Source organism: Salmonella sp. SAL00653 (genome assembly GCF_046552515.1).
GTDB classification, from domain to species: domain Bacteria; phylum Pseudomonadota; class Gammaproteobacteria; order Enterobacterales; family Enterobacteriaceae; genus Salmonella; species Salmonella enterica.
Genome location: NZ_JBGDTY010000005.1, coordinates 15,632 through 34,061, shown reverse-complemented (window position 1 = coordinate 34,061; position 18,430 = coordinate 15,632). Strand labels below are relative to the sequence as shown.

The window sequence follows — 18,430 nt, the reverse complement described above, 5'->3', positions numbered from 1 at the left end:
TTCTGAGAATTTCCTGATGGCGCTGTTAATCACCAAAAAATGCATCAACTGCGATATGTGCGAGCCAGAGTGCCCGAATGAGGCGATATCCATGGGTGATAGCATTTATGAAATTAACAGCGATAAATGCACCGAGTGTGTAGGCCATTACGAAACGCCGACCTGTCAGAAAGTCTGCCCGATCCCCAATACGATTTTGCAGGATCCCGCCCATGTCGAAAGCGAAGAACAGTTGTGGGATAAGTTTGTTCTGATGCATCACGCAGATAAACTGTAAGCGGGTTAACGCACTTCCAACGCAACAATGCCTGATGGCGCTATGCTTATCAGGCCGACAATATATCGGCCTGTAGGTCAGGTAACGTGTTTACGCCGCCATCCGGCAAATCTAACTTTCCAGAATGACCGTAGCGCAGGCGTAATGGCGTTCATCGGCCAACGTGACATGCATGTGCGCCACACCGAGTTTTTCCGCCAGCGTTAACGCCTCGCCCCACAGCCGCAAACGTGGTTTTCCCAGCTCATCGTTAAACACTTCGAACTGATTAAACGCCAGACCGTTGCGGATGCCGGTGCCAAAAGCTTTCGCTGCCGCCTCTTTGACCGCAAAACGCTTGGCGAGAAAACGCACCGGCTGCTGATGCGACTCCCAGATAGCCCACTCGTTGTCACTGAGCACACGCCTTGCCAGACGTTCGCCGGAACGGGAGATCACTGCCTCAATGCGGGCAATCTCTACAATGTCCGTTCCCAGGCCGAGAATCGCCATTAGCCGCGCGCTTCCAGCATCAAACGTTTCATTTCAGCCACCGCCTCTTTCAGCCCCGTCATCACCGCCCGACCAATAATGGCATGACCGATATTGAGCTCGTGCATTTCCGGCAGCGCGGCAATAGCTTTGACGTTATGGTAGGTCAGGCCATGACCCGCATTTACTTTTAGCCCCAGACGGGCCGCCAGGGTCGCGGCGCTGGCAATACGCGCCAGCTCTTTTGCCTGTTCCGCATCGGTTTCTGCGTTGGCGTAGCAGCCGGTATGGATTTCGATAAACGGCGCGCCGACTTCCGCCGCCGCGTTGATTTGCGCTTCATCGGCATCGATAAAGAGCGAAACCTGGATGCCAGCCGCCGCCAGGCGCGCACAGGCATCACGCATTTTATCGCGCTGTCCGGCCACATCCAGACCGCCTTCGGTGGTGACTTCCTGGCGTTTTTCCGGCACCAGACAACAGAAATGCGGCCTGGTTTCTACGGCGATCGCCAGCATCTCTTCGGTCACCGCCATCTCCAGATTCATACGCGTATGCAGCGTCTGACGCAGAATGCGCACATCGCGATCGGTAATGTGGCGACGATCTTCACGCAGGTGTACGGTAATGCCGTCCGCGCCTGCCTGTTCAGCAATAAACGCCGCCTGTACCGGATCCGGATAGTCGGTGCCGCGCGCATTACGTAACGTGGCAATGTGGTCAATATTGACGCCTAACAGTAATTCAGCCATGACAATCCTCGTTAATCTTTTTTCGTTTTTACTGTGCGTTTGGGCATAAATTGCCGGAACAGCTCCCGGCTTTTTAACGGTTTTCCCCCAAGATACGGCTTTAATGCCATACGGGTAAAGCGTTTAGCGGCACGCAGGGTATCTACATCCGGAAATTCCCGCGCCTCCAGCGCTTTCAGGTGCCGTCCGGTAAAGGTGTTGTTATCGATGACGACGCTGGCGAAAAAGCCTTTTTCTTCGCGGTAACGGTAGGTCATGGTGTCATCCACCCGTTCGCCGCTGCCTGCACAGTGGGTGAAATTGACGCCATACCCCAGATGACCCAGCAACGCCAGTTCGAAACGTCGCAACGCCGGTTCAGGCGAGCCGGTGGTTCCCGCCAGCGCCTGAATACAGTTCAGATAATCAAAAAAGAGTTCGGAGAAGCGCGTTTCATATTCCAGTACGCGAGAGAGGAGCTCGTTGATGTACAGGCCGCTATAGAGCGTAATACCGCTTAACGGCAGCGCCAAAGAAACTGCCTCGGCGCTGCGCAGGGTTTTCACCTCGCCGCGTCCGCTGTAGCGTAACAATAACGGCGTAAAAGGCTGCAACGCGCCTTTCAGATTGGAACGTTTAGATCGCGCGCCTTTGGCGACAAGGCGCACGCGCCCCGATTCTTCCGTGAAGACGTCCAGCATCAGGCTGGTTTCGCTCCAGGGGCGACTGTGCAGGACAAATGCGCGCTGCCACCCTTCCACGCTGTGTTAACTCACAGATCGTCTACGTAACCGAGACTGCGCAGAGCGCGTTCGTCATCGGCCCAGCCGGATTTCACTTTCACCCACAGTTCCAAGTGTACCGGCGCTTCGAACATCTCCTGCATGTCTTTACGCGCTTCAATACCAATGGTTTTGATTTTGGCGCCTTTGTTGCCAATCACCATCTTCTTCTGCCCTTCGCGCTCGACGAGGATCAGCCCGTTGATATCATAGCCGCCGCGTTCGTTGGTAACAAAACGTTCAATCTCAACGGTAACGGAATACGGCAGCTCGGCGCCGAGAAAACGCATCAGCTTTTCACGAATGATTTCAGACGCCATAAAGCGCTGAGAGCGATCGGTGATGTAATCTTCCGGGAAGTGATGAATCGCTTCCGGTAAATGTTTACGCACGATACCGGCAATGGTATCGACGTTCATACCCGTTTCAGCAGAGATGGGTACGATATCAAGAAAGTTCATCTGGCTTGCCAGGAACTGGAGGTGCGGCAGCAAATCGGCTTTTTCCTGCACGTTATCCACCTTGTTAACGGCGAGAATAACCGGCGCTTTGCCATCGCGCAGTTTGTTCAGGACCATTTCGTCGTCCGGCGTCCAACGGGTGCCTTCCACAACGAAAATCACCAGCTCAACGTCGCCAATCGAACTGCTCGCCGCCTTATTCATCAAACGGTTAATGGCGCGCTTTTCTTCCATATGCAGTCCCGGGGTATCGACATAAATTGCCTGATACGGGCCTTCGGTATGAATACCGACAATGCGGTGGCGCGTGGTCTGCGCTTTACGGGAAGTGATTGAAATCTTCTGCCCAAGCAGTTTGTTCAGCAAGGTAGATTTGCCAACGTTCGGACGTCCGACGATGGCAATAAATCCGCAGTAAGTTTTGTCAGTGCTCATTCCAACTCCAGTTTTTTCAGCACCTGTTCGGCGGCAGCCTGCTCCGCCTTACGACGGCTGGAACCCGTGCCAACCACCGGTTCGCTCAGGCCGCTGACCTGGCAGTGGATAGTAAATTCCTGATCGTGCGCCTCGCCGCGTACCTGCACAACCAGGTAAGATGGCAACGGCAGATGGCGACCCTGCAAATACTCCTGCAAGCGCGTTTTAGGATCTTTTTGTTTATCGCCCGGGCTTATCTCATCCAGACGGGTTTTATACCAGTTAAGGATTAACTGCTCGACGGTCTGGATATTGCTATCGAGAAATACTCCGCCGATTAACGCTTCCATGGTGTCCGCCAGAATGGACTCCCGACGAAATCCGCCGCTTTTTAATTCGCCCGGCCCTAAACGCAGGCACTCGCCTAAATCAAATTCACGGGCTAATTCCGCCAGCGTATTACCACGTACCAACGTGGCGCGCATACGGCTCATATCTCCCTCATCCACCCGTGGAAAACGGTGATAAAGCGCGTTAGCGATAACGAAGCTCAGGATTGAATCGCCTAAAAACTCCAGGCGTTCGTTATGTTTACTGCTGGCGCTGCGGTGAGTTAATGCCTGCTGCAACAGCTCCTGATGATTAAAAGTGTAGCCCAGCTTCCGTTGAAGCCGATTAATTACGATGGGGTTCATGCGATACCAATAAATGAATGCGTCAACAATCCAGCACACGAAACAGACCTGATACACGTCATCTGTCCTGCCGCATCGCTGCAGCGGAAAGAAGGTTGTCTATAACCAACGCTGTTTCGTGTGCCGTGGCGACCAAACGGCGCCAACCTAAAACTTCGGGGGAATATTCTATACACAACGACAGGGGATGTCGTTAGTCTGAGGGAATTTATCCAGGAAATAATTCACGCTGCCGCTAAAAAGACGGCAGCGTGAACGATCATTTCGTCACAGTTAGTGAATACCGCCGATACGACTCAGGCGTACGCCTGTCGGCCACTCCCCTTCCTGCTTGTCAAAGCTCATCCAGATAGCGACAGCTTTACCGACCAGATTCGCTTCCGGAACAAATCCCCAGTAACGGCTATCCGCGCTGTTATCGCGGTTGTCGCCCATCATGAAATATTGCCCCGGCGGTACAACCCAGGTCGCCAGCGGTTGTCCTGGCTGTTGGTAATACATGCCCAACTGATCCTGAGCTATCGGCACCATCAGGATGCGGTGGGTCACATCGCCTAACGTCTCTTTACGTTCGGTCAGGCGAATGCCGTTTTCTTTTGTCTCGTTTAGCGGAACCTCAAAGAAACCGCTGGTCGCTTCTCCGCCGTTACGGCGGGCAAAGGTCTGTACAAAATCGCTCGGCTCAACGTTAGAGTAGGTAACCGGCAGCGCATTTTCGCACGCCTGACCGGAGCTACAGCCAGGCTGAATCGTCACCTCTTTTGCAACCGGATCATAAGTGATTTTATCGCCCGGCAAACCGACGGCGCGTTTGATGTAATCTAACTTAGGATCTTCCGGATATTTAAATACCACAATATCCCCGCGCTTTGGATGACCGGTTTCAATCAGGGTTTTCTGGTAGATCGGATCTTTAATGCCGTAGGCAAATTTTTCCACCAGAATAAAATCGCCGATAAGCAGTGTCGGCATCATTGAGCCTGACGGGATCTGAAAGGGTTCATAAAGAAATGAACGAACGATCAGAACGATCGCCAGAACCGGGAAAACCGACGCCCCGGTCTCCAGCCAGCCCGGCTTAGGCGCCACTTTATTGAGCGTAGCGTTATCCAGCGCATCTCCCGACGCCGTTTGCGCGGCAGCCTGGCGCGCCCGACGTTTTGGCGCGAAAACAAACTTATCAACGCACCATAAAATGCCCGTCACCAGTGTGGCTATCACCAGAATCAGGGCAAACATGTTCGCCATGCCAACTCCTTAGGGATTATTTATTGTCTTTACCGACATGCAGAATGGCGAGGAACGCCTCCTGAGGCAGCTCGACGTTACCGATCTGCTTCATGCGTTTCTTACCTTCTTTCTGTTTCTGCAGCAGTTTTTTCTTACGACTGATATCGCCGCCGTAGCACTTCGCCAGCACGTTTTTACGTAACTGTTTTACCGTCGAACGGGCAATAATATGCGTACCAATCGCCGCCTGAATCGCGATATCAAACTGCTGGCGTGGAATCAAATCTTTCATTTTCTCCACCAGCTCGCGACCACGGCTTTGCGAGTTATCACGGTGCGTGATCAGCGCCAGCGCATCGACACGCTCGTTGTTGATTAACACATCAACACGCACCATATCGGAAGCCTGGAAGCGCTTGAAGTTATAATCCAGAGACGCATAGCCGCGCGACGTTGATTTCAGACGGTCAAAGAAGTCGAGCACCACTTCCGCCATTGGGATTTCATAGGTCAACGCGACCTGGTTACCGTGATACACCATGTTAGTTTGTACGCCGCGTTTCTCAATACACAGCGTAATAACGTTACCTAAATAGGCTTGTGGTAACAGCATATGACATTCGGCGATAGGCTCGCGCAGTTCATAAATGTTATTCAACGGCGGCAGCTTGGAGGGGCTATCAACATAGATAGTCTCTTTCGCCGTTGTTTCTACTTCATAAACCACGGTCGGCGCAGTGGTGATCAGATCCAGATCGTATTCGCGTTCCAGACGCTCCTGAATGATCTCCATGTGCAACAGGCCGAGGAAGCCGCAGCGGAAACCAAAGCCCAGCGCCGAGGAGCTTTCCGGTTCATAAAACAGTGAGGCATCGTTCAGGCTCAGCTTGCCGAGCGCGTCGCGGAAACTTTCATAATCGTCGGAGCTGACCGGGAACAGACCTGCATAGACCTGCGGTTTCACCTTTTTAAAGCCCGGCAATGCTTTTTCCGCTGGGTTACGCGCTGAGGTTAAGGTATCGCCAACCGGCGCGCCGAGGATATCTTTAATGGCGCAGACCAGCCAGCCTACTTCGCCGCACTTCAGCTCGGTACGATCAACCTGCTTCGGCGTGAAAATCCCCAGGCGGTCAGCGTTGTAGGTCTGCCCGGTACTCATCACTTTAATTTTGTCGCCTTTACGCATGGTGCCGTTTTTAATACGCACCAGCGATACCACGCCCAGGTAGTTATCGAACCAGGAGTCAATAATCAGCGCCTGCAGCGGGCCGTCCGGATCGCCTTGCGGCGGCGGGATATCGCGCACCAGGCGTTCCAGAACATCCGTCACGCCGACACCCGTTTTGGCGGAGCAGCGTACCGCGTCCGTCGCATCGATACCGACAATGTCTTCGATTTCTTCCGCCACACGCTCCGGATCGGCGGCCGGCAGGTCAATCTTGTTAAGCACCGGCACCACTTCAAGATCCATTTCCATCGCGGTGTAGCAGTTCGCCAACGTTTGCGCTTCTACGCCCTGGCCGGCATCCACCACCAGCAGCGCGCCCTCGCAGGCGGCTAACGAACGGGAAACTTCATAGGAAAAGTCAACGTGTCCCGGCGTGTCGATAAAGTTCAGTTGATAAGTTTCACCATCAGACGCTTTAAAATCCAGCGTCACACTCTGGGCTTTAATAGTAATACCGCGCTCACGCTCAAGATCCATCGAATCAAGTACCTGAGCTTCCATTTCACGGTCAGACAGGCCACCGCAGATTTGGATAATACGGTCAGACAGCGTCGATTTACCGTGGTCAATGTGAGCAATGATGGAGAAATTTCTTATGTTTTTCATAAATATGAATTTTTCAACTCGCTATGCTGATAAATTTTTCTTGATGGACACAGCGGTGGACATTCCACAATAACTACCCCATCAACGACTGGCGTGCATATTACACTGTAGCTTTGAAATCGTCAGCATACGATCTGCTGATCAACATACGATGTTACATCACAATAGAGGTCTATACGATCTATAAACCTATAAACACGGTTACAGTCAGTCCTGACTAAACAGCAGCCGGCCTACCGCAGTCACGTTCTTGCAGACAACGTGACTGCGGTAATCCATCCCACCGGATTGTCTTCAAATTCTCCATGTTGCTGAATCGGCTAACAGCTTCTTAAACGATCGGTATTAGGCTAGGTTCTAAATCTTGCCTGAATGAAAATAAATGTAATAATGATAGCTTGGTATTGACATATAGATTGAAAAAGCGCATGAAAATAGGATTCCAACCAGCCATATTGCAATATGCATATACAAGTAACGAGGCGACATCAAACCTTGAGTTATTAAATAAATGGAGAATAGAATCCCCAGATATTGAGAAGGAGGAGCGTAATAGTATTTACGACAAAATAATAGAAGCAAATCATACCGGGAGCTTATCAATTACTGCTCATCATGTTACCTCTATTCCGGTATTTCCTGATAATTTATCCGAGTTGAATTTATCTTCATGCTATACACTGGAGTCTATTCCAAATCTTCCTGATGGGTTAAAAAGTTTAACTATATCTGGAAATCAGACCATTAAAATTTCATATTTCCCAGATAGCTTAGAGTCACTATCTATAGATATGCAGGCATATGAAGAAAATTATACTTTCCCCGCATTACCTTATGGATTAAAGAGTTTTACTGCGTGCTATGGTAAATTTTTGCCTCCCCTTCCTCCGCATCTATCTTCTTTGTCATTGCAAAATTTCCCTGAAATATCATGTGCTGAGTTACCATATAAATTAGATAAATTAGACTTACAAAATTGCCCTTTCTTGCCATTAATGAAAATGTTACCTGAGGGGTTAAAAGAACTAAGTATTGAACTTATACAAACAGTTCCCGGTACTGTTATAGATGATATTTTGCCTGATAAGCTAAAAAAATTAAGTATCAACTTTTGTGATAATATTAAACTTCCAGTTAAGCTTCCTGTTAATTTAAAGTCTATCAATTTATCCTCAAGGACCCCTATTGTATGGGAAATACCAACCTGCAATCTGCCTGCACATATAGATATTAGTACCGATGGTTATGTTAAGCTTAATCCTGAATTTCTTACCAGGAGTGATATTACCTTTAGTAACAAACCTGCAGGAGATGCGTTAAGTTTTCAGCCTGGAGATGTGGTTTATGGTTTATGTAAGGCAAGAGATCGAGTAAATACTTTAGTTAATTCGTTATATTATTTTTCAAAAAAAGATATTATTATTCAAAATACATTAACAGATGCGGTCTGGGACAGGAAGAATAGAGCCGTGTTTAATAAAGATGAGAAGATAGCAGAAAGATTGAATGATGTTCAGAGAGGGACTTTTTTTAGAGAATTTTTATCTCAACATAAAAAATACAATATTACCGAAGATAAATATTCAGACTTATCCAATGAGGAGTGCTGGATAAAAACAAGTAAAGCCGGTCTTGAATTCCAAACACGATTAAGGGAACGGTCAGTTATTTTTGTCATTGACAATTTAGTTGATGCTATAAGTGATATCGCAAATAAAACAGGAAAGCATGGTAATTCTATTACAGCACATGAGCTAAGATGGGTATATCGGAATCGACATGATGATCTGGTAAAACAAAATGTTAAATTTTTTCTTAATGGTGAGGCTATTTCACACGAAGATGTTTTTTCATTAGTTGGTTGGGATAAATATAAGCCTAAAAATGGAGTGTGATATTTAACGTGTGATTCATAGAAATCGTTGACTTTAAAAATAAAATATGCAATTAATATATTTATATATAGAGCAGTCCTATTGGAGTTAAGAATATATACTACCCCTAACTCTAGACTACATGCCAACTTTACTTAGTATCATATTTTCTTGCTACATATCTGTTTGGCAAGGGTATGAATAAAAAAACAAGATTAATTTAATTGATATCGCAACAGATAAGCACTTGCATTTATCTTTAAACCTTTTTATGGCCAACCAGATTTTTCACCATCTGCGCACGTTTATTCGGGCATGCGTTGAAAACCTGCAAAAAAGAAAAATATCGATGCTTATTATTTTTTCTTTAAGTAAATTTTCGCTCAACAAACTTAATTGTTTATTCAATGACGATGAAGCGTGAACTATGCTGGAAATGAAGGAAGTCAACAGTAAGGATAGTCTGAATATTCACGGGTGATATTATGAGACATCGTATATTTTGCCCATTGCTTCTGGTGTTGTCGGCTACAGCCTTTTCGGCATCGGCGATAGCCGCCAGTGATACAAAACTCCCACCAGATAATACAAAATCCGCCTCCAGTGGACTGCCGCCAATACCCGCCCCATTTATTCGTCCCCCCTGGTGTGACAACTGGCCACCAGATATTCTTAAGCCACCGGAGTGGTGTCAGATTTGTGGTTGTTAATTTGTTACAGAAGGCTGTAACAACCATATCAGTACTGATGGTATATCTGGTTATTATGTTTATCAGTTCCTGATGAGCTGAATATTACTTCAGGCTGGCGTGTTTTATTAACGTCAGCCTGTTTTTTTTTACAACATTATATTACTGGCTGGCTTATCCGGCCAGTCAGGATTTGAGGTATCCACCCGGTTTACCAGTACGCTGTAGAGTTCCCATGCCTCCATCCGCTTTATTTCCTCATCTGTAGCAATGTTCAATTTTACCGCCCGCGCCAGTGGCGCAATAACTGACTCAGCTTCAGCAAGAAGTTCCGCTTTTCTGGCTTCAGCCTGTGCAATCAACTCTTCATGTGTATATTCGCGATGTTCAACCAGTACCGGGCCTCCTTTCCTGTGCTCAATATATTTTCCGTCCACCTGACCCTGCATAAGTTCATGGTAATGTTCATCAGTCAGAGGAATTAGATCAGTCGGGCAATCTCCCGATTCGGTATCCGGCTTGTAGAAAAAACCTTTCTCTTTAAAGCTGTAATAATAATCGCTCATTGATACTTATCTCCCGATCGCAAACCAGGCTACAGGATAGCCATTTACGACATTTCCGTCTGTTGATGCTTTAGTTGCGGCAAAAAACTGGCTTTTACTCACCGGGTATCCAAACGCATTATCCACTGAACCTCCCTGCTGATTAGTGTTGGTGACAAATACAGCAAAGCAGGATACCGGAAACTCTCGCGGAAAGTTGTAGGTTCCGTTTGAGCTACCAAGCGTTCCCCATTGCATTATAAAACCGGTGCTTTCGTCACGAACCCATCCATAATCACCCAGACTGGCAGTATTTTTGCGGTTGTAATTGTTATTAAGGAAGTCATTCAGCCAGCCGCCCCACACATCACCATATAAATTACCATCAGGAGCAACACGGCTTTTACCGCTCAATAAAATTTCTGTAGCCGTAATCCTGCCCGGCGCGCGAAATTCCCCGGTTGCGACATCAAATATCCATATTTTATCGTTAACATCAAAGTCTGTTTTCGCATGAATTGCAATTTGTGGGAAATTAGTATTTCCACTGGTTAATATTCCGAAAGAGGCGGCTACAGGATAGCCAGACTCCAGTGAGACCTTTCCTTTCAGGAGCGGGAAAAAATTATTATCATTATTCTGACGGCGAACCATTGGTACACTAAACGGTGCTTCACTGCTTAACTGACCAGAAAATCCCCCCGCCCCCTCCGGCCAGTTATTATCAACAAGAGCCTGAAAATTTTTAGTCAGCATCTTTTTACTGTGCTGCAATTCATTTTCATTAAAATATCCTGCCAGCACGTTGTTAGCCATAAATGCCAGATTACCGTCGCCGTTCCCTTTGAGCCCGGTATCGTTATCACCGATAGCGATGGAACTACCGCCCAGTGTGTTATTAGTATTCACGCCGAAGGAAGATGTCTGTGGCAGGGTTAACTTCCCGTTCATCTCATCGCCGGTTTTCTGGACTGCGCCAGCAGCTTGCTTTGCTGTTTCTCCCAAACCGAGGTATGTGAGAATATCCGCAATGCTGGCTTTTCCGATGATGTCGCGCCCAACAGAAGTAAGATCTGTCTGTCCGGCGGTATCATTACCCGTAAAATACGGGAGTTTATCTGCACCGGTAGCAAGACCAGCGAGCGCCGTCAGCGTGGCATCAAGAGTCTGAAAATCCTTACCGAACGCAGCGGACATTTTGGCGATAAAGCCGCTCAGGTCACCATCATCGAGTACATCCTGCCCGCTCTTGCTGGCTGTGTACTGTGCCAGTGTTGCAGCGATGAAGCTTGCCTGACGCAGCGCTTTATTTACCTGTGCACTTGATGCCTTGCCCGCAGTAAAACCAGACAGGAGCGCCGGCAGCGCCTCCCAGTCAGGCTGCGATGTAACATTAGCACCCTTGCCCGTCGCAAACGGTTTAAAATCATTTTTAGCCATCAGAGTAATGTCCCCCATGAACCGGCATCAAACCCGCTGATATATTCGTTATCCATATCAAACCCAAAAAACCTGTTTCCTTCAGAAGGCGTTTCCACCGAAGGAATTTCAATACTTCCGCCCCATACACCAGCGGCCTTTACCGTCAGATACCCTTGTCGTATCGCAGCAATAAGTTCGAGAGAGACCGATGAAATATCTATTTCAGGAAAAACCCAGATACCTATGGTCATGTCCTGGTTATCGACGATCTGCATCTTCAGACCGGCCCCGTCCAGTGCAGCGTCAAGAATGGGAGGCAGAGAGTCGTTTCTTCCGTCCCAGTTGTTAATTGCTATCTTCGTTTTTAGAACGATGCGATAGGTTTCATCGCTCACCGAGGTATAACCCGAATCCGGATCATATGGCCCCTGCCAGACGCCCTGGTCATATCCGAGTCCGTCAGTGTCCCAGCTGAAATAGACACCGCTTATTGGCTGGCTTACAATCCGGCTTAACCCTATCCATTGGCCGAGAATATCGAGTTGTATTCCTGTCGCATGATCAATATCAAAAGCGTTTATTAGCCCATTTATTGCGGCTGAGGTTTCAGCTAACGGCCTGGTCACTAAATCGATGTGTTCAAAGAATTTAGGTTTTGTCGCATGATAGTTAGTAATTAAGTCCGTATATTTGCTCATGCTGCCACCGTAATAATAATATTTTCCGGCTTACAGGAGGCAGATTCGTCGTAAGCAATATTAATATTCGCCGCAGCAACAGCTTCCGGAGATTTGCCGATCAGTAGCTCCTGAATATCGTAATAGCGCGCATTTCCACCACTGACGACCCCAAGGTTAGCAGGAGAATAAATCCGGCTCAGCAGTACCTGATCACCAATCATCAGTCTGTTAATGTAATCCGCAACAGCCTGCTGAATCTGCACACCTATCTGAGAGGTGTACCCGGCAAAAACTTTTAAGGTGATTTTTCCGTAAACAGGGACATCAGTTGGTCGCGAAAAACTGATTATGTGAGGATTGCCATATTTATCCGGTACGGTTACGGATGTTTTTCCCCAGGTCCGGACCCCCTGCCCTTTATTTCCCCGGATGGTCCTGGCTATTTCGGTAACATCGCCACCATCAACAATGGCCGAGATGGAATGCGGAGGAAGCCCGTTACCGTCAGTCTTTCCTGTATCATTTTCATAGAGCTTGTGGCGCGTCACACCAGCAATATTAGCGATCGCCCCGTCCACACCTTCAAATGGTGTGATGGATGGTATCGCGACACTCTGCCCCTGCCTGATGCGCAGTTCTGCGTCCGTTTCTGCAGGTGCGCCAACGGTGGCCGCTGCCGGGTTGGTTACTGACGTCCAGCCACGGGTCGGTGTATTGATGGTGGTGATAGTCCCGGCCAGGGCCGCAACCGCTCCGCTGCTTGAACAGATAGCAGTTAACGTCACGGCACCATCAACCCCAATCACCACTGAAGCAGGAAGACGCCATATCACATTATTAGTGTCTTTCACTGTGCCGTTCGTAATGGTTGTTCCTGCGGTGCCAGTGAGCAGTAAATCCACGGTAGAGTTCGTTGCACCTTTGCGCGCGATACCGTTAATTTTTACGTTACTGGTCAGCGCTGCGCCGTAACCTGTAGCAGGTGAGAAGCAGTTATAGACGGAAATGGCTGTGTTATTGGCATCGTGAATAGCTAGCGCCACCAGCGCCACCATCTGGCCGTCTTTGCTGTCCGGCTCCAGATAAGCGTCACTACCATAAATCTGCTGGAAATAGCTCGTCAGGGTATCGAGTATCGTCTGGTAATCAGGCGCACTGATCCCCTCAGCGGTTACCGTTGCCGATAAGCCGAGTGTGTCCAAATTGAGGGCCATTTATGCCTCGTTGGTTACTGTCGTTGTTCCGTAGATAGTGTCGATTTCAGCGAAGAACTGGACGCGGCGCGTCGTCGTGTTCACTGTGGTATTGAAAGAGAGGATGGATTTCACGCCCCGCGTTTCGAGGATGCGCTTGCGGATCGCCAGATTGTAGGTTTCCGGCTTTTGCTTACCGAGCACAGACTGAATCCACGGTGTTCCCTCTGTCTTATCGAGGAGCCACTGCCCGTACCACAATGCGAATCGTGTTTTTACCGCCTGCGCGACAGCTTCTGGCGAGTTAATCAGCCAGGTATCATCGCCACTACCAAAAGTGTAATCACCTTCGGTATCTTCGCGTCGGTATCGCATGTCTGACCTCCTTATTCACCACCATCGGACGGCACCAATCAGGCTCGAAAGCCCGAAAAGGAAAAATACAATCCATATAAGCAGGAATTTCCAGTTGGGTAATTTTTCGCCCATAACTCGCAACTCCATTATCAGTTAATTAGGCGCGCCGGTATTCCCGCCACCTGTCTGCACGCCGCCATGAGTGTGCGTCATAAGGCTCTTACCGCCCGCCTTCACATCATTAGTCACCGTGACAGGACCGAGCATCGTTGCGCTACCTCCGCCCTCACCCATCCCCTGCGACAGATTGCCGTTAATGGTTACGTCACCGTTTAGCGTAATGATGGGTGATGTGATCGTGGTTCCGCCTTCTGCAGTAGCAGTCAGCGCGCCGGGGGTTTTAACAGTAACGTTATGGCCTGCGGCCACTTCCACAAAAGCAGCCCCATCATCGGTACGCAATTGTGCGGCGCTGGTGCTGATTCCGCTTATTTTCTGCGCCTGCGACTGCGGCCCGACGATACAGACCGCATCCGATAAATCATGCACCCGATCGTCGACAGGCTCCTGTACCCCGCCGTTCTGCCACCAGAAATCGATGCAGCGATCGGCAAAAATCACCAGACACTCATCACCAGCTTTAACCGGGAACGTTAGCGTGCAGCCACCGCCGCGAGGAAATACCACGGGCACATCCACCAGCAGCGGTAATGTCGTCGACTGGCTAACGCCATTCGAATCCGGCTCATAGCCTTTGATAGCGGGTTGAACAACTGCGGTTACGGTGTCGGGATCAAATGACTGGACGATGCCAGGCATTGAAACTCGCAACGCAGACATGATAGAGCTGGCAAGCCTTGTATCAGCCTGTTCTTTACTGCCGAGTTGAGAGGAAAGTGAAACTGGCATATTTTCTCCAGACATAAAAAAACCCGCTCATCGGCGGGCTTGGTATTAATTATCTGTTGGCAATTAAGCTACGTCAGCACCATGAATAAGATGGCGTAAGGCTTTTACGCCCTCAGCGTTATAGCGAAACGCTTCGACCTGTTTACTGGAGTGAGCGGATTTATCAAGGAAGAACTTGCCGTACTGCTCAGTTTTAAGGTTGTTTGCGTTAGCGATGCGACCGATTTTATTGGCGCTGACACCTATTTTCTCACCCGCTTCTGCTGCGGTGTAGTAATGCTCTTCAATCACCGGCAAGGGGATCGCGTCATAACCGATAATCGGATTAATCAGCGAAGCCGCCAGCGTCTGGTGGGACATAGGGTCAAGACGGGGCAGCATCACCATCAACTCACGAGCGGATGCGATATTTTTTTCCAGCGCCAGCGCCTTCAACTGTTCGGCCTTTGCAAGACGGTATTCAGGGAGGCCAGATGATGTTTTTTCCTTTCTGATACTGTAAGTTCCGGTATCCATTAACGCAGGGAGAACTTCTTCGCAAACCCAATCCTGAACACGTTCTGCTGATGGGAGGGAGCTGCGCATAATAAGGCGAAAAACGTCTGCCTGACCAACAAGTTGGATACCCCGCGGGTTGTCACCGAAACCCAATTCTCGCGATTCGCTATAATTAAGCTTAATCAGTGACTTACAATGTTTTTTCAATGCATCAGCCGGGTTGGTATAACCCAAAGCCTTTGCAAGTGGCACGGCAAGGAATACCGGTTTTCCTTTGAAGCGGGCCGCATCAATACTTACAGCCATACCTTCACTTGACTTAAACTCGAAATGTTTGATAATCGAATCCATAGAGTTTGCCTTCTATGTAAGTTAATGATGGCCGCCAGCAGCAACTGGCGGTTTTTCTTTTTTGCTACGATAAAACTTGTATTGCCCCCATTATTCCTTTTGCAACCTCATCCCTTGGGGCCACTATCCATCCCTTTTTCCTGAAATAGCTGACAAATGCATCAAATGACATGACTACCTGATCTTTATTCAATGGGTACGTATTGATGACGCCCCCTTTGGTATCAAGGTAAAGCATTACCCTCTGATGAAATTTAGTCGGTAGACGATCGGCACCTGAGGAATCTACTTCCCGATCCAGAATGTCCAGTACCCAGCGACGAAATTCTTTGGCAACTGGGGTACGGGCGAACATTGCGATTAGGTGAGCACCACGAAGCGAGAAAACACGCACCTTCATACGACGAGTAGAACCGTTAATCCCATTGGTCACTGATTCGATGACCATTGTCATCCCTTGGGAAAACTCATCTTCATACTGCGTAAATAAGTTGGAAATTGATTTGGTACTTTTATAACCAAGAGCCTTGGCTATATCAGCAGATGTCAGCCATATACCAGCAACATCTTTCACTGGTATAAGATTCACGCCGTGGAAGTTATAAACTGATTTTGCTACAATATTCATGTTGGTTTCCTTGCATACGGTTTCCGACATAGAGGCCCAGTTAGTGTTAGCGCACTGCTGGGCTTCGCTGTTTTTACTGGACATGCATTTGCCCTCTGAATTTCAAAGCCCAAACCAGCGCCTGAACCAGCGCAGCGTTTTCAGATAGCCCCTCTTCTTCAGCGATGCGCTTAAACTCTTCTTTCACTTTCTGCGGGTAACGCAGAGTTGTTTTTGCTTCATTTTTTTCCACAAGTCATTCTCCTTTATAATGGCATTATGCCTTGAAAGCAGAATGCCACCATTGAATATAAATAGCAATATGCCATCATCACTTTTTTTGAGGTGATGTTATGGCTGAAAAGCAGGTTAAAGATTACGAAAAGTTTGTTGTACGCTTCCCTGATGGGATGCGTGATGCGATAGCTGAGCGCGCCAAGCAGAATGGAAGATCTATGAACTCAGAAATTGTTCAGATACTCGAGGACGCACTTGAAAATCGTCCTGTTAAGGTTCAGAGCGAAATGAACATAGATCTTTTCGCTGAGCAGGGCGTGGATGATGACAGAATCGTAATTTCAAAAAGTCAATTACTCGAGAAGGTCGATACCGCTGTTCAGGAGGCCATAGAAGCAACGGCTGAGCACATGGCTATAAAAATGGCTGAAGCTGCATTCGACTCTTTATCGTCGAAATATGATTTCGTGCCAAAGAGCAAAAAGCCCACCTAAGTGGGCTCACTTCACCTTCCGGCAGTCATACGTCCAGAACTCTCGCGGCTCGTCCATATTTTTGCGGATAACTTCAACATTGAGGATCGGCTTGCCATTTCTGGCCACAAAGTCCATCCCTAACCAACGTCCATTACCCGGAACCATCCATTGGATGTTCACATTGTCATAATCCCCTTTTTGTTTGAGAAAGGTGATTTTCTGTGTCTCCGGTTTCTGTCCATTAATCCTTGCAAGTCCGTCTTGCGCTTTCCAGTTGATCGTGAATGGTCCACACCCGGTATCAGCAAAGGAAGTGAAGGAGATACAGACAAGTAAAGCTGCCAACAATAGTCTTTTCATGTGTATTTCGCCGCATCAATCCCTTTCGAGTTAAGCAATTCTTTGCCATCTTTAGCCAGGCAAAGCAGGTCCATATACCACGCCTGCCCGCGAGTGTCGCCAGTATAATCGATGCTGCCCACAATGTAATCACCGTCAGTATTAATGCTGGCAGGCTGTGACATGCCGGGCAGGCCGTTAACGTAGAGATTACCGTCGCTTTCCGATTCATCCAGCCGTGCTGGAGATTGCGCTATCTGGTCATTACTCAAAGAGGTCCGGTAGACAGATGCCTGATCCAGACGAATAAGCCCACCCAGCTTAATGTTTGGATTAATCAGGCACCTGACGTTTACGCCTGCACCCATTGTTTGCTGAGGCATACCGATTAGCCCTGTATTGGCATTCAGCACCGTAGCGACACCGATATAGTTATCTTCCGGCACAATGTTGACCTGATTGTTCTCATACCACCAGTAAGCGTTACACTGTCCGGCGATATGATTCATCAGCCTGGCTGTGCTCTGATAGACAACCCGCCCACGGGGGAAGACCGTCTCAGGCATGTCAGGAACTGCACCTGACTCGATACCATAAGGCCCGAATGATTTCATGCCCAGGCTGAAAAGATCACTGTACTTCCAGCCGGCAGCCACTGTGGTTTTCACACTGGCGTTCAGGTGGCCTTCCCAACTGTCGATACACTGCAACATGATCCAACTGTCTGTCGCATTATCTTTCCCGGTGACAGTAAAACGGATATCTCCGTTGAATATCATACCAACGTTTTCATCGGGATAATTACCCGTTGCATCCGGTTGTCCCTTATATCCGGCTATAACCTGTATACGCGAGAATTCCTTCTGCATAATCCGGTTCTGAGTGGTAGGGGACAGGTTATAAACCTTAAAATTTCCAACGAATCCATTAAATATGGTCGCAGGCATTTTCTGAATATTGAAAGTGACTTTAAGCTCAGAAATTTTTATCCCGTCGCCCTTATCGTCAACCAGCAATAATTCAAAGTGACGCATCCAGTTTTTTGACATTGTTACTCCGTGAAGACATAGAGGTGTGAGAACGTTCCGAGATCGAATTGCGTCGGGTTTTCCTGTCCTGCCACGTCGCAGAGTACCACCAGCGAAAACCCGAGATTCATATATCGATACTGCGCCAGCAGGTCAGCCCCCGTAATCATCGGCATACCTGAGATAATGGCGGAACCATTGCTGTCAGCAAGATCCAGAACCCAGTACTCTCCGCGCCAGATGACAGACAGGTGATAAACCGTACCGTTAATTGTGGTGGCAAAAGTCTGATTATCAGCGACCAGTGGGATTTCTACGGCCTCCATG

The 18,430-nt window shown here is 48.4% G+C and carries 22 protein-coding genes and 1 pseudogene; 3 read left to right on the top strand and 20 right to left on the bottom strand.

The window, feature by feature from the left end:
• The first annotated feature begins 16 nt into the window (after positions 1–16).
• Positions 17–277 (top strand): YfhL family 4Fe-4S dicluster ferredoxin, encoded by a 261-nt coding sequence (locus ACLJRU_RS07960; RefSeq protein WP_001196290.1) that lies wholly within the window; start codon positions 17–19, stop codon positions 275–277.
• A gap of 111 nt (positions 278–388) precedes the next feature.
• On the opposite strand, the gene acpS is transcribed toward ACLJRU_RS07960, so the two are convergent.
• The 7 genes from acpS to lepA all read right to left on the bottom strand — a co-directional run bounded on the left by acpS (position 389) and on the right by lepA (position 6,898).
• Positions 389–769 carry a holo-ACP synthase gene (gene acpS, locus ACLJRU_RS07955; protein ID WP_000986041.1) on the bottom strand — a complete coding sequence of 127 codons (381 nt, stop codon included), beginning with the start codon at positions 767–769 and terminating at the stop codon, positions 389–391.
• Complete coding sequence (pdxJ, locus tag ACLJRU_RS07950) at positions 769–1,500, bottom strand: pyridoxine 5'-phosphate synthase (protein ID WP_000818964.1); 732 nt, start codon at positions 1,498–1,500, stop codon at positions 769–771. Before pdxJ ends, acpS begins: the two co-directional genes overlap by 1 nt.
• An 11-nt stretch (positions 1,501–1,511) precedes the next feature.
• Positions 1,512–2,240, bottom strand: a complete 729-nt coding sequence (recO, locus tag ACLJRU_RS07945) for a DNA repair protein RecO (protein WP_000399380.1) — start codon at positions 2,238–2,240, stop codon at positions 1,512–1,514.
• 11 nt (positions 2,241–2,251) lie between these two features.
• Positions 2,252–3,157 carry a GTPase Era gene (gene era / locus ACLJRU_RS07940; protein WP_000102230.1) on the bottom strand — a complete coding sequence of 302 codons (906 nt, stop codon included), beginning with the start codon at positions 3,155–3,157 and terminating at the stop codon, positions 2,252–2,254.
• Positions 3,154–3,834 (bottom strand): ribonuclease III, encoded by a 681-nt coding sequence (gene rnc, locus ACLJRU_RS07935; RefSeq protein WP_024131346.1) that lies wholly within the window; start codon positions 3,832–3,834, stop codon positions 3,154–3,156. The genes era and rnc overlap by 4 nt, the downstream gene beginning before the upstream one ends.
• 273 nt (positions 3,835–4,107) lie before the next feature.
• Positions 4,108–5,082: a signal peptidase I gene (lepB, locus tag ACLJRU_RS07930; protein WP_000002559.1), complete on the bottom strand. Its 975-nt coding sequence runs from the start codon at positions 5,080–5,082 to the stop codon at positions 4,108–4,110.
• Between the two features lie 16 nt (positions 5,083–5,098).
• On the bottom strand, positions 5,099–6,898 hold the full coding sequence (gene lepA / locus ACLJRU_RS07925) for a translation elongation factor 4 (RefSeq protein ID WP_000790154.1): 1,800 nt from the start codon (positions 6,896–6,898) through the stop codon (positions 5,099–5,101).
• A 404-nt stretch (positions 6,899–7,302) separates the two neighbouring features.
• On the opposite strand from lepA, the gene gogB reads away from it, so the two are divergent.
• The gene (gogB, locus tag ACLJRU_RS07920) at positions 7,303–8,793 is read left to right on the top strand and encodes a type III secretion effector GogB (RefSeq protein WP_071813888.1); all 1,491 of its coding nucleotides are present in this window, start codon (positions 7,303–7,305) and stop codon (positions 8,791–8,793) included.
• A gap of 270 nt (positions 8,794–9,063) precedes the next feature.
• Here gogB and ACLJRU_RS07915 read toward each other — a convergent pair.
• From ACLJRU_RS07915 to ACLJRU_RS07870, 10 genes and pseudogenes are all read right to left on the bottom strand, one after another.
• Positions 9,064–9,222, bottom strand: a pseudogene (locus tag ACLJRU_RS07915) (hypothetical protein); the annotation flags it as partial.
• 388 nt (positions 9,223–9,610) lie between these two features.
• On the bottom strand, positions 9,611–10,027 hold the full coding sequence (locus ACLJRU_RS07910; RefSeq protein WP_001540650.1) for a tail fiber assembly protein: 417 nt from the start codon (positions 10,025–10,027) through the stop codon (positions 9,611–9,613).
• Positions 10,028–10,033: 6 nt separating this feature from the next.
• Entirely contained in the window at positions 10,034–11,056 is a 1,023-nt protein-coding gene (locus tag ACLJRU_RS07905; RefSeq protein ID WP_223557568.1) for a gp53-like domain-containing protein, read from the bottom strand.
• Positions 11,057–11,445: 389 nt separating this feature from the next.
• Positions 11,446–12,126, bottom strand: coding sequence for a DUF2612 domain-containing protein (locus tag ACLJRU_RS07900; protein WP_023235150.1), 681 nt, complete (start codon positions 12,124–12,126; stop codon positions 11,446–11,448).
• Positions 12,123–13,322: a baseplate J/gp47 family protein gene (locus ACLJRU_RS07895; RefSeq protein ID WP_023235151.1), complete on the bottom strand. Its 1,200-nt coding sequence runs from the start codon at positions 13,320–13,322 to the stop codon at positions 12,123–12,125. Before ACLJRU_RS07895 ends, ACLJRU_RS07900 begins: the two co-directional genes overlap by 4 nt.
• Positions 13,323–13,676 carry a bacteriophage protein gene (locus ACLJRU_RS07890; protein ID WP_023235152.1) on the bottom strand — a complete coding sequence of 118 codons (354 nt, stop codon included), beginning with the start codon at positions 13,674–13,676 and terminating at the stop codon, positions 13,323–13,325.
• A gap of 135 nt (positions 13,677–13,811) precedes the next feature.
• Entirely contained in the window at positions 13,812–14,567 is a 756-nt protein-coding gene (locus tag ACLJRU_RS07885) for a Gp138 family membrane-puncturing spike protein (RefSeq protein WP_001540654.1), read from the bottom strand.
• A gap of 63 nt (positions 14,568–14,630) precedes the next feature.
• On the bottom strand, positions 14,631–15,416 hold the full coding sequence (locus ACLJRU_RS07880; protein WP_001540655.1) for a phage repressor protein: 786 nt from the start codon (positions 15,414–15,416) through the stop codon (positions 14,631–14,633).
• Positions 15,417–15,480: 64 nt separating this feature from the next.
• Complete coding sequence (locus ACLJRU_RS07875; protein ID WP_001028071.1) at positions 15,481–16,044, bottom strand: Bro-N domain-containing protein; 564 nt, start codon at positions 16,042–16,044, stop codon at positions 15,481–15,483.
• Positions 16,045–16,117: 73 nt separating this feature from the next.
• Entirely contained in the window at positions 16,118–16,276 is a 159-nt protein-coding gene (locus ACLJRU_RS07870; protein WP_000414162.1) for an Arc family DNA-binding protein, read from the bottom strand.
• Between the two features lie 100 nt (positions 16,277–16,376).
• Here ACLJRU_RS07870 and ACLJRU_RS07865 point away from each other — a divergent pair, with 100 nt between their 5' ends.
• Positions 16,377–16,754: an Arc family DNA-binding protein gene (locus ACLJRU_RS07865; protein WP_000818611.1), complete on the top strand. Its 378-nt coding sequence runs from the start codon at positions 16,377–16,379 to the stop codon at positions 16,752–16,754.
• Between the two features lie 6 nt (positions 16,755–16,760).
• On the opposite strand, the gene ACLJRU_RS07860 is transcribed toward ACLJRU_RS07865, so the two are convergent.
• Genes ACLJRU_RS07860 through ACLJRU_RS07850 form a run of 3 tightly spaced genes read right to left on the bottom strand, consistent with a single transcriptional unit; the run spans position 16,761 to position 18,429 of the window.
• Complete coding sequence (locus ACLJRU_RS07860) at positions 16,761–17,096, bottom strand: hypothetical protein (RefSeq protein ID WP_000826019.1); 336 nt, start codon at positions 17,094–17,096, stop codon at positions 16,761–16,763.
• Complete coding sequence (locus tag ACLJRU_RS07855; protein ID WP_000042299.1) at positions 17,093–18,124, bottom strand: baseplate hub protein; 1,032 nt, start codon at positions 18,122–18,124, stop codon at positions 17,093–17,095. The genes ACLJRU_RS07860 and ACLJRU_RS07855 overlap by 4 nt, the downstream gene beginning before the upstream one ends.
• A 2-nt stretch (positions 18,125–18,126) precedes the next feature.
• Complete coding sequence (locus tag ACLJRU_RS07850; RefSeq protein ID WP_000388505.1) at positions 18,127–18,429, bottom strand: phage baseplate plug protein; 303 nt, start codon at positions 18,427–18,429, stop codon at positions 18,127–18,129.
• Between the last annotated feature and the right edge of the window lies 1 nt (position 18,430).